6 protein-coding genes are annotated in these 13,620 nt (G+C 34.5%); all 6 read right to left on the bottom strand.

The genetic code is table 11. The features are described from left to right. Positions 1-1,428, bottom strand: a complete 1,428-nt coding sequence (locus F0000_RS18025) for a vanadium-dependent haloperoxidase (protein ID WP_255452793.1) — start codon at positions 1,426-1,428, stop codon at positions 1-3. Then, on the bottom strand, positions 1,394-4,732 hold the full coding sequence (locus F0000_RS18030) for an FG-GAP-like repeat-containing protein (RefSeq protein ID WP_368668116.1): 3,339 nt from the start codon (positions 4,730-4,732) through the stop codon (positions 1,394-1,396). The genes F0000_RS18025 and F0000_RS18030 overlap by 35 nt, the downstream gene beginning before the upstream one ends. Continuing rightward, a complete protein-coding gene (locus tag F0000_RS18035) occupies positions 4,719-5,285 on the bottom strand; it encodes a transposase (protein ID WP_149626126.1) in 567 nt (188 codons plus the stop codon). The genes F0000_RS18030 and F0000_RS18035 overlap by 14 nt, the downstream gene beginning before the upstream one ends. A 103-nt stretch (positions 5,286-5,388) precedes the next feature. Next, positions 5,389-8,694, bottom strand: a complete 3,306-nt coding sequence (locus F0000_RS18040) for a VCBS repeat-containing protein (protein ID WP_149626127.1) — start codon at positions 8,692-8,694, stop codon at positions 5,389-5,391. 8 nt (positions 8,695-8,702) lie between these two features. Next, positions 8,703-12,065 (bottom strand): VCBS repeat-containing protein, encoded by a 3,363-nt coding sequence (locus F0000_RS18045; protein WP_255452794.1) that lies wholly within the window; start codon positions 12,063-12,065, stop codon positions 8,703-8,705. 29 nt (positions 12,066-12,094) lie between these two features. After that, positions 12,095-13,612 carry a RagB/SusD family nutrient uptake outer membrane protein gene (locus tag F0000_RS18050; protein ID WP_149626128.1) on the bottom strand — a complete coding sequence of 506 codons (1,518 nt, stop codon included), beginning with the start codon at positions 13,610-13,612 and terminating at the stop codon, positions 12,095-12,097. Between the last annotated feature and the right edge of the window lie 8 nt (positions 13,613-13,620).

Consider the following 13,620-nt stretch of genomic DNA (forward strand, 5'->3'; position numbering starts at 1 on the left):
TTATTTGGAACTTGCTACCTCTATAGCAGCTGTATTCATTTTTAATTTTTTACTTACAAAATTTCCTAATTCACGCCCTTGATCTAATCCAAGATCAATGGCTGCTCTATAATGAATCCCACCATATAATCGACTCACAGCAGCCTCATCAGCTGCTTTATTAAAAGATGCAAAAGATCGAACAGGCAATCCATATGGAATTTCTGTAATATCATCAAAAGAAAAATGATCTCCAAAAATATGGGTTAACACTGTAGATGCAGCTCCCGAAACCACTGAATGACCACTAGTATACTCAGGAAATGGCGGTGTTTGCAAGACAGGAGTCCAGTTTTCATCAATATATTGGTTGATCAGAGTTTCCGGGCGAATCAGATTACTTCTATATTTCTCATCCCAACAACTGATAAATGCGTCTGCGATAGCAATCGATGTCTTGGTATATGCAAACACTGTTTTAGCAAAATCTGCATCTGTTTTTTTGCAGGCTATTTTACAAATCCCAATCCAATGCGCACCTGGTGTTATTTTTTTTGTTGCAAACATAAGATGCCCTTTATGCGTTGAGACATATGGATTACAATCCCAAAATTGAGCTATTTCCAGTTTTTCTGAGGTTTCTCCTTCTTCTTTAATTTTCATTCCTACTTCATAGGTTTCCATCAGTTCTTTGTAAAACGGGCTATCTTTTTCTAAAGAAAAATCTGGATACCTCGCAGGTTTAAACTGAGAGGATGAATCTATAACAGAAGGTCTGATCTCTTTCCAGTGAGGCTCAATACCATCCATATAATCTGGTGGTGTAGGTTGCCATCTCGAAGGATCTTCTGTATTTACAGAAAACTTGGGCATGGTACGTGTCTGTGCATAATTATCAGAGGCAAACCAGTTTTTTATATGGATTGCCACCTGTTCGCCATAGGCTTTAGAATCACTAAATGTCTCTGCATCCCGAAGCTTCCAGGAATTATATATACTATCTTGATATACTTCTACCTTATCTTCAGAAAACAATAATTCTTTCCCTACTTCAAGATATGCTACGATTGCGGATAATTTATAGTTAATACCTTTTGTCGTATCCACAACCGGAACAGCTGTAAGACCATGTAATTGATTAGAAAGGGTTTTATAAGCTTTTCCTTCCTGGCGAATTACCTCATAAGCAGCAATATTGGCATAATTATAAATTCTACTCGCTACGGGCGGCGAAAAAATATCATGAACCATTACTTCTGTAATTTTATCGATCGCCTTGTGATAATCATCAGAGGTTATTATAATCTCTTTTACTTCTTTTTGACAGGAAGTATTTATGATCAGCCATAGGCAGCTATATAAACACAGAACCCATCCTTTGGGTATCTTACTCAAAGAGAGATTGTTTCTTTTTTTATTCAGAAAACTCATAAACTTCTGCTTTTTCATCATTTATTGTGATTAGCAAATAATCATTATTTGCAAAATTAATAATATTTAATCCTCTAACCGATTTTTGAGTTAAGTTAATATTGAGTTCTTCACCCCCGATGATTGAATTTTCATCCTGCAATACGGCTCCTCCAAATCCATCAAACCTTCCGTGATACGGAATGACACCAAAGTAATTCCCTGCCATGAATACTTCTTCTTTTCCATCTTTATTAAAATCATACTTCACCATCGATGTGATTGGAGCAACCTGCAACGAATTATCAAAAGGAATGAAGGAAAATATTCCTTCCTCATTTTTCAGATAACCAGATGCCAGCTGATGAATTTCTAATATTGTTGCTGCAGCTACAGCTTCTTTACCTAAAACTTCTTCTATTGTTTTACCAGCAAAACTTTTATAACTGCCAAACTTCTTTTTTAGATAGTTTAGCTGTCCTGATAATTCATCTAACCCCAAAGCAGTGTAATAATTTCCATTTTTGGGTAATGCCAACATAGTTTCCGTCTTTTGATTCTCATCAAAATCACCATAATATAACTTCACAGGAAAATCAGAGGAAGCGTTTAGTTTAGAATTCAGTCCAAAATTACCCAGTATATAATCAAGATCTCCATCTTTGTCTATATCAAACGCTATAATGGATTGCCATAATCCATTTATTTTTTCGTTTAAAACTGTATTAGTTACTTCTACCAGACGACCATTTGAGTTTTTGAAAAAACGTGGTGCCATCCATTCTCCGATTACGATAAGATCTGGCACCTGGTCATTATCAAAATCACTCCAGATAGCATCTGTTACCATTCCCAATTGTGATAATTGCGAATTTTCTTTTATGCTAAAATTTCCTTTATCATTAACCAATAGATAAGAATCAGGGATTTTACCATAATCATTGGACACAGCATAACTCCCGACAAATACATCGAGATCTCCATCTTGGTCTATATCGCAGGGTCTTACAACAGATTCATGATTAAAAAGTTCTGGAAATTCAGCCTTCATCAATCCTTCTTCAGAATTTAGATACAACCGATCAATCAATTTTTTAGATTTCCCATAAAACTCTCCTCCAGAAGAAGCTACCAGGATATCATTTCTCCCATCATTATTAAAATCTTCTATAATCGCAGCGACATCTTCTTTTTGCCTATCAATTCCTAAAACAGCCATTTTTTGTTCTTCAAAACCTGTTGCAGTCTGATAATATATTTCGGAAATCTCATTTTTAGAATTCCCGAAGAAAATATCATCTTTCCCATCTCCGTTAATATCACCAACGGCTACTGCCGGACCACGATCCGAAATTTGATATGGTATTAGTTTCTGACGATTAAAATCAGTATAATTATTCTCTTTGTGTTCATATTTTAACCCTGGAATTGAATCCATTTTTTTAAACCAAACTTTTGGTTTGGGAAACAACTTTGTATACTCCACCTTATCTCTCTTATGCAAAAGCTTAATTGTTAAGGTTTGATTGGTTTGTACGTTTTCTGCTACCTGAATGGTATGATCAGGCCAAATAATTTTTAGTGAATCTACTACAGCTATACTTCCGTAGCCAAGATGGATCACCGGCTCCGAGGATGACTGAAATCCTTTGGTAGCAAAAAGTTGCTTATGTTGCACTATCCCTTGATGATAAGAGATCACTTTTGTGCCTATTCCAAATTTATTCTTGTCTTTAAAATCAAACTTGAGCTTTAAAAAATTAGATGTATTATTTGTTTTATTTCTATAAAAAGCGGCAGGAGCATTTATATTATTTGTTACCAGATCCAGATCTCCATCATTGTCAAAATCGGCATAGGCACTCCCTGTAGAAGCTGTATTTTCTGATGGTAACCAACGCTTTGATTTATTTTCAAAAGTAAGATGCTTATTACCTTTGAAAATATAATTTTGCACCGCTCCGGAGGGCATCATATTCAAAGCTTCATTATCGATTATCTCAGAGCTATTTAATTTTTCCTGTATCTTCTCGTTAGAAATATATTTGATATAGTCGAGATCATTAGGACGTTTGGGAATTCCGTTAGAGATAAAAACATCTTGTTCCCCGTCATTATTATAATCTCCAAACAATGCTGACCAGCTCCAATCTGTAGCGCTTATGCCACTGAGTAGAGCCGTCTCAGAAAAATAGGTACCTCCCTGATTTATTTGTAACATATTACGTGCATATTGATAGTGATACCCTAACTGGTGGATGCGCATATGTAGCATATCCACGGTTTCGTCTCCCGCAGAGGCTTTTAAAACGGTTTCATCTTCCGGAGTCATATCTAAAGTTAGAATATCTGTATACCCATCGTGATTGATATCTGTGACATCACTCCCCATAGAAAAACGACTGGTATGCCCAAATTTTTCTTTCAACACCTCACGAAATGTTCCATTTCCATTATTGAGATAGTAATAGTCATCTTCATGAAAATCATTACTTATATACATATCTGTAAATCCATCATTATCAAAATCTGCGGTGGCAACCCCAAGACCGTATCCATTTCCTCCTCCATAAATTCCTGCTTCTACACTCACATCTGTAAATCTAGCATCATCATTACGTAATAATTTATCACCACTTTTGTAATTTCTTTTAGTGCGAAGCGGAGCACTACCAAAAGAATGCTGCGTATGTACGGCATGATTTAATAAATACATATCTAAGTCTCCGTCATTATCATAATCAAAAAAACTTGCAGCAGTTGTATAATTTTTAAAATCTAAACCATATGCCGCTGCACTTTCTGTAAAAGTAGCATCTCCATTATTTATAAATAACTCGTTTTTACCTTTTAATCCCTGAAGCCCAACTACAGCACATACATAAATATCCAGATACCCATCTCCATTAATATCTGCCATGACCACTCCGGTATTCCAGTCTGATACTCCTGTTACTCCGGCCTGCTCACTAATATCGTGAAACTCAAAATTTCCTTTATTCAGATAGAGTTTATTATCTCCTTGATTGGATGTAAAGAAAACATCTACCAAATCATCATTATTAATATCGCCCACTGCAACACCTCCTCCATTATAGAAATACAAATAATCCAAAATATTTATATCTTCTGTAGGATTTAGGGTATTTTGAAAAGTTACATTAGTCACCTCTGAAGTTAACTTTTCGAACAATTCGCCTTGAGGCATTTCCTTTTCTGAGCAGGAAATGATTACAAGAAATAGTAAATAGCTAAAAATCAAGATAGAGAGGTTAGACCTCACAGGTATCAAAGACCTGTGAGGTCTAAATAATCTGTATGTTTTATTTTTAATATTCTTCAAGAGTTAAGCTTTCTTCAATTTCTATTTTTTTATTGATGTGTGCATATTCAACATTTGACTTACCTTCAAATAACAGGAGAATAAATTCTCTATTTAGTTTCGATGGTTTTTCTGATAAATAGCTTTGATAAGATGAGTGTTTATAATTTCTAAAATTGGCAACAAATTTATGATGTTGAGGATTTAGATAAACATAGATAATCAACTGTATTAAATATTTTTCAGTATCAATCCTTTTTCTGGAAAAACGATCTCTAAATAAACTCCCACTCCGATCATATGCTTTATTTATTGACTTCGAATATATATTAAACATATTTGAAAACTTTTGAGAAATAACTTTACTTTCTAAACTTTTCTTCGTTTTTAGGACTAAATGAAAGTGATTTTTTAAAAGACAATACGCATAAATTTCGCAAACAGAAAGCAAATATTTTTCTATTAGCTCGAGAAAATAATCATAGTTCCGTTCTTCTTTAAAAATATTTTCTTTATTATTTCCAGAATTATAAATATGATAATATCGATCCGCTTCTATAGTTTTGTACTTCATTGGTTAACGTTTGCAGACCTCACAGGTGAGGTCTAACTCTTCTAAATTATGTGCTTTATTGTAATCTCTACGCATTTAGATTCAGTCTAAAATTTCAATGTATTTATTTTTTCAATCTAAAAATCTCAGGTACTTTATTATTAATACCAACTAATAAATATTTTTCTCCTGATTTATTTTTAAGCCAACGCATTGTTTTCACCTCATCATCGACTATAAATCCTGTATATTTCTGATCTTTAAAATTTCCTTTACTATCTCCAAACAACACATTCCCACGACTGGCATCCAATCTCGAAAACTGTGGTTTAAATCCGTAATTATTACCTGCTACAATTAGATCTAAAAAGCCGTCTTTATTGACATCCTCAGTTTCAATATCACAAATACACGATAGTTGTGCTTCTTTGGGTAATTCTTTTATTTCAAAATTTCCTTTTCCATCATTATACGCTACTAAACTTCTAAAATCAGTAACTGTTTTTACTATAGCATTTTCCAAAACTTCTTTGGGAAACAGTTCTTGTATAGATTTGGTAGCATATTCAGAAAACTGAAGGTTTTGTTTTTTTAGAGAATTTATCTGACCTGTAATTTCATTCTTTAAATGAATAGGAATATCTTTTCCATCGATAGTCCTTGTAACAATTTGCTCTATCGTTCCATTATGATCAAAATCAGCAATATACATTTTTGAAGGTTGTGCTATGCTTACATCATATATTGAATTTATGCCTCTGTTTCCCATAACCAGATCCTGGTCTCCATCTTTATCAAGATCAACTACTTCGATCGTATTGAACCATCCCGAAATGGTGTCTAAATTTGTTTTTAGCGGTGTTAATTTACCTTCATTATTCTTAAATATTTTTGTCGACATCCACTCCCCAACAACTATCAAATCTTTCTGGTTATCGCCATCAACATCCTGCCATAATGCATCTGTAACCATACCAATACTGCTCACATCAGAAGCTTTGGTCTGAGTCACATCCCTAAAATTCCCTTTACCGTCATTTTCTAAGAGGTAGCTTTGCGGAGAGACTCCATATCTTCCAACAATACTATGACTCCCGGAAAATATATCTATATCTCCATCTTGATCATAGTCATATGCGGTTAACGCACCAATATTAGCGTTTGTAGGAAGTATTATATTTCCTCTGGAAAAATTTCCTTCCCCATCATTAATGTAGCTTCTGACACCTGTTTTTGCGTCTCTAAAATTTCCTCCGGAACCAATAATTAAATCAAGATCCGTATCTCCATCTATATCTTCTAAAACAGCAACAACGTCCTCAAAAAAGTCTTCAGTCTCGAATGTTGTTTTTGTCAGTTTTCCTGATGCATTCTGCGTATATAACTTACCAGTCTGTTTATAAGCGCCTCCGATAAACACATCATCATTACCATCCCCATTGACATCACCTACTGCTACTGCAGGGCCTTCTCTGGATTGCATTTTATAAATCAATCCTTCATAATCAAAATCTACATACGAATCTTCTTTATGAGCTTCCAGAGAGCTTGATATGGATTCAAAAAAAGTTCTCTTTGCTTCAGAAGGTTTTTCATATGTATTGCTGGCTTTTTTCTGATCTAATACTATCAAAGTATTCAGCTCGATATTTTTTATAATTTCATATGTACCATTGGGGTAGATAACTTGTAAAGAATCCACTTTACTGGTTTTACCAAGTCCTATTGTCATCGTATACGCTACAGAAGACTGAAATCCTCTTGTAGGCATTAATTCTTGTCTTACTATTTCGTTTGCTGTATATATTTCAACTACACTCCCAATACCAAAGGTGTTTTGGTCACTCCCTGTAATTTTAATTTTCAGATATTTATTTTGTTCTTTTTCACTATTATTTTGATAGATCGCTACTGGCATATTAAAATTATTGACAATCAGGTCTAAATCTCCGTCGTTATCTAAATCTCCATAGGCAGATCCATTAGAAAATGTAGGCTCTTCGAATCCCCAGTTTTTTGTTGCATCAGAAAAGGTAAGATCTCCATTATTCCTAAAAGCATAATTAGAAATTGGTGTAGATGGCATCTTATTGATAATAGAATCTACTTCTTCTTTTTTACCAGTTACTGTCATTTTCCGGATAATATCATTGGCAAAAAAATTCATGAAATCCTGGTCTGTAAGATCGTGATAGATCCCGTTACTAACAAATATATCTCTATACCCATCATTATCCATATCAAATAATAATGCGCCCCAACTCCAGTCTGTTTTTGCCACTCCACTATAAAAAGCAATTTCAGAAAATGTATTATCGCCATTATTAAGCTGCAGTGAGTTTTGCATATACTGGTTATAGAAATCTCTGCTTTTCTTCAGTGTATACAGATCATAACTATCAAAAGCACTGGTTTCTTTTAATCTTTGGTCTCCTTCAGGAAGCATATCTGTGACAAAAATTTCCGGGTATCCATCATTATTAATGTCTGCCATATCTGCACCCATAGAAGAAATACTAAGGTGCTTTACCCACTTTTTTATCTCTTCATTAAAAGTACCGTCTCCCTGATTAATATAGAGATAATCTCTTTCATAAAAATCATTAGACACGTATATATCAGGTAATAAATCTTTATTAACATCCCCTACAGTAACTCCTAATCCAAACCCTATAAGACTCCCGAAGATCCCAGCTTCTTCACTCACATCCGTAAACACTCCCTGATCATTCCTGAGTAGTTTATCTCCTCCTCCTTTCAGAATTTCCGGGATATCCCAATCTTTAGCTCTCAGGGTGCGCTTGTTTACAAATCCCAAGCTACTTACAGGTATAAAACTATTGTTAAGAATATACACATCAAGATCGCCATCACTATCATAATCAAAAAATGCTGCATGTGTAGTGAAACCACTATCTGCTAAGTTGTATGCAGCCGCTTTTTCTGTAAACGTGAGATCTCCATTATTAATAAACAACTCATTTTTCTGATCATCTCCTTTTACATTACCAGCATTACATACATAAATATCCAATAAGCCATCTGCATTGATATCTACCATAGCAACTCCTGTCGACCAGGAATTCTTTCCCGTGGTTTTTGAGGAAATAGAAATATCTTCAAACTTAAAATCTCCTTTATTAAGATATAGTTTATTCTCTCCTCTATTTGCTGTAAGGTACATATCAGCTAACCCGTCATTATTAATATCTCCTATCGCTACGCCTCCTCCATTATAAAAATTACGATATTTAAATATATTAAAGTCTTTTTCATTATGTACCTGATTTGTAAAATGTACCTGCGTAGTTTCTGCACTTAATTTTGTAAATAATGTATTTTTATCAACTACAATTTCCTTTTCTGATTGTTCTTTATGACAAGAGATAAAGCATAGTAGTACTAAAAAACTATAAAAAAACGTATTCATATGTTTGCTTATTTTTTCACTATTTGGAGACTATCATTATTGACTCCAAATAAAAAGTAGGTATTATCCTTAACTTTGATCGACTCTATTGATCTTACTGCTCCTTTAACCTTAAACCCAGGTTTTCTATACTCTCTGAAATTTCCTTTTTTATCATTGAGTAACATCACTCCATAAGATGCATCCAATCGACTTAATTGGGTGTTAAGTTCATAAGTATTACCTCCCAAAATCATATCTGGATATCCATCTTCATTGATATCATCAATAAGAATATCATGTACTGAGGAGATTTGAGCTTGCCAGGGTAAGGAATAGGCAGTAAAATTAGTATTCCCGTTATTTTTGAAATAGGTAGTTTCTAATCTGAATACTTGTCTTTTCTCAGCTGCATTGATAGCTGTTTTTGTAAAATAGTCTTGAAAATCTGCTTTTGCAAAATCGCCGTATGATGTGTATTGCTTATTGAGTATTGGTAATTGCTTGGTCAGTTCATCTGTATTAGCGATTGGAGTTTCTTTTTCGTCATAAAAATAGGTAACTATTGGATCCACTCTCCCATTTTTATCAAAATCACTGCGATATAACTGAATAGGATATTGTTTAGATGCCTTTAACCTGCTGTTTAATCCCCAATTGCCTGCCACTATATCCATATCTCCATCTTTATCCGCGTCAAAAACCAGTATACAATTCCACCAGCCATTGGTGTCCTGTAAAGATTCATTTTTTTCTTTTGTTAAATTTCCTTTCCCATCATTCATAAAAACAGTAATTGGCATATAATGACCTGCCACGATCAAATCGGGATGATTGTCTTTATTAAAATCTACAAACTGTGCATCATAGACTTGCCCTATCTTACGAAGCTCAGGAGCTATTGTATCCGTAACATCTATAAAATTACCTGTACCTGTATTCTTCAGGATATAATTAGTAGGTATTTCTCCATAAGTTTGTGGAGTTCCCGAACTTGTAATTAATACATCCTGATCTCCATCCTGATCTATATCGGCTGTAATTACAGTTGAGGCATTCATTTCAATTTCTGGAAAGGCTTTGGGCTGTTTCTGAAAAGATCCTTTCTTATTTAAAAACAATACTGGTTTACCAGATGTATTAGGTATTTTTTCATTCCCCCCAGAAACAACTACCATATCTAAATCTCCATCGGTATCTGCATCAAAAAAGCAAGCGTCTATATTCTCAGGTCTTTTTTCTATCTCAAATTCTGGTTGATTACTTTCTCTGAAAATCCCATTCGTTTGTTGCATAAGCAATACACTTGCCTGATATCTCCCACCGGGAATAAACACATCGTCAAGACCATCGTTATTAATATCTCTGACAGTTATGTGCGGCCCTTCATTAGAAGATGCGTATGGGGTTAATGTTTCAAAATTAAAATCTTTGGTTTCATATTCCTGATGTCTAAAATAAATCTCCAAAGAGTCTTTTTTTGAACTTGTTGATATCACTTCGATAGTACTAAAAGTACTTTTATCCTCTTTATTTAATTGTAGGGTCGTATTTATTTTTGGAGCTTCGTATGTAGCTATCTTTTTATCCGGCCATTGTATTTGAATTGAATCAATTGCTGATACTTTTCCTAATCCAAAATGTAACACTGGAGAAACTGCTGATAAGTATCCCTTTGTTGTAAATACTTCTGAGATTTGTTTCCCTTCTTTTGTAAAAACAGTAGCTTTAGCTCCTATCGCCTGTCTATTTTTTGAAGCTCCTTTTAATTTTAGCTTGATATAATTAGTATTTTCTAATTTCTTACGAGCTTGATTTTCATACACAAAAGCCTTTTCATTACAATTATTGACAACAATATCCAAGTCACCATCATTGTCTAAATCAACATAAATAGCTCCATTACTATACGATGGAATGGGAGTCGCCCAACGGTTCGAGACATTTTCGAATGTAAGATCTCCTTTGTTCCTGTAAAAATAGTTTTCCATTTTTTTTGTAGGCAGATCATCAATCAATGCCAGATCTTCTTTTTGCATCCCTCTGCGGATCCTTTGCTGGATTTTATCATTTGCTATAAAATTGATAAAATCCATATCATTTGTAGCTCCTAGAATACCATTAGAAACAAAAATATCTTTAAACCCGTCATTGTCGTAATCTGCAATCTGAGGAGCCCAACTCCAATCAGTAGCAGCAATCCCGGAAAAAAAGGCAATCTCACTGAAATCAGTATTTCCTCTATTGAGTTGCAAGGTATTTTGCATATACTGTGGCTGATAGCCATTTTTGAGATACTGGTTATAAATGGTAAAACTATGTTCTGACCCAGATGATCTATAGGTTTCTAAATCTTCAGAAAGCATATCTAATGATAAAATATCGGTCATTGCATCATTATTGATATCTGCAATATCAACGCCCATAGAGAAATGAGAAGTATGAATTTTCTTTTTACCAGAAGCTATTACCTCTCTAAAAGTTCCATTCTGCTGATTGATATATAGATAATCATTTTCGAAAAAATCGTTTCCAATATAAATATCAGGATACCCATCATTATTCACATCACTCGTAGCTAACCCCAATCCATATCCAATTGCCCCCTGATATATTCCTGCTATCGAAGAAACATCGGTATAATAACCATCATCATTTCTATACAAGCGATCTCCCGATAATTCATCTATTTGTTTTCTTTGAGAACCTCTTCCATAATTTTGGTTAGGATGCACAGAATGATTGAGTAAATACATATCCAGATCGCCATCAAGATCGTAATCAAAAAAACTGGCCTGTGTAGAAAAGCTAACAATTGCCAAATTATACGCAGCTGCTTGCTCCTTAAATCTGGGGATTCCTCTATTATCTATCCCTTGATTTATAAAAAGTTTATTACCCCCTTGCAAACCGAGGTAACCACCAACTTTACAAACATACAGATCTAATAATCCATCATTATTGATATCTACTGTTGTGACTCCGGTAGTCCAGCCCTGGGTATCGGCGACTATTTCTGATGATAATTCTTTAAATTCTAAATTTCCTTTATTAAGATATAACTTGTTCTCTCCCTGATTTGCTGCAAAATATAGATCTTCATACCCATCATTATTAAAATCTCCAGATGCAACACCGGCTCCATTATAATAATATAGATAGGTAAGAATATTAAGTTCTGGAGTAGAGGTTATTAAATTCTGAAATTGAATATGAGTTTGATCAGCTTTTTTAAGAACAAACAATGTGTTTTCTTCTTCTTCTTCTTTGTTACAAGCATATATAAAAAAGAGCACTAAAATAAGCCTTGATATTCTATAAAAAGTGGGCATTAATTTGATGTATGTGTTTGTAGCATCTAATATAAAGAAAAACGTTCCGGTGTAATACATCGGAACGCTTCTTTATTAAAATTATAAAATCAGTATCCTGGATTTTGAGTTAAGTTAGGATTAGTTGCTACCGCTGCAGCTGGTATTGGGAATAATACTCTAAAGTCTTCGGTATTGTCTTTCAGATCCCAGGCAGAAGTAAAGGTCCCGAAACGTATTTGATCATTACGTCTCCAACCTTCAATCCATAACTCTCTACGTCTTTCTTCCAATAAATCATCCATGGTATAACTTCCTGAAGCGGTTGCTCCTCGCAAAGTTCTTAAATTATCGAGTATACTCTCAGCTGTTTCTCCAGAAGTACCTCCTCTCATAATCGCTTCAGCTTTCATCAGCACTACATCAGCATATCTAGCCAATACATTTCCATTGCCCGGCTCTAATTTAACTTCTGGATCTGTCATTTGCAGATCCTGATCTAAGTTTATTTTAGTATACTTATGTGGTCTTACCCCTGTTCTCTCATTATTACCACTTATCCCTTTTGGAAAATCCTTCGTAAACACTAATTCATTTCCTCCTCTATCTCTTATCTTTTCTCCATTAATATCATACTGTTGTCCGATAAGCATTCCTGTACCTAAACCGTCTGTACTCGGTTCTCCAAGTCTTATATCATTCGGTTCGAATGAGTCATATACTTCTCCCAGCGTAGCAAATCCGTTCCAACCTCCCTGATTTGGATGTAATATATTCCAGACTCTATTAGACGTACCTGTATCTAAAGCCAAAATAATTTCCTGATTCATATGCCCTGGTATAAAAATACCAAAATAATCAGCATCCAACGTGTATCCTTCAGCAGTTACTGCATCACAAAATTCAACAACTCTGGTATAATCAGTAGCATCTACACTACCAGTATATATTTCTTTATTAAGATACAGCTTTGCTAAAAGGAAATTTGCAAATGCCTTATTTACCGTATAAATGTCACTTAAATTAGCAGAAGCTAAATCAGGCAATGCATCGGTTAGATCCTGCACAATAAAATCAAAAGCTTCTGCTCTTGTCATCACCATTGGATCTACTTCGACACCTTCATTCACACCTCTAAACGGAACTTGCCCAAAGAAATCCATTACATAGAACATATTTAAGGCTCTCAAAGCTTTAGCCTGCGCTAACTGGGCTGGTGAAGCATTAGATTCTGGTGCTATAATCTGATTACATCTAAAGACAGCGGCATTACGATTATTCCAGGCATTAAGAATGTGAGGATGTTCTCTACTCCAAGCGTGTTGATGCATAGTTCTCCAAATACCATTATCACCCCAATCTGCTCCTCTTGTCAATACTACTAATTCATCAGAAGATACTTCTAGAAGGGCATATGTATTAGCCTGATCTCCCATTCCTTCTATATCGTTATAGGCAGACTCTAAAAAATTAGTTGGATCAATACCTGCAAATGCACCTGAACTGTCTTCTGCTGGCACAGAATCATCAAATGTGGGTTCTAAATCAGTACAAGAAACTACTGTTAAAACTAACAGAAGAGCTCCAAAAACGTACTGTAAGACGATTTTAAAATTTAAATTTTTCATTTTTGTGT

This window comes from Aquimarina sp. RZ0 (genome assembly GCF_008370685.1).
Lineage (GTDB): Bacteria > Bacteroidota > Bacteroidia > Flavobacteriales > Flavobacteriaceae > Aquimarina.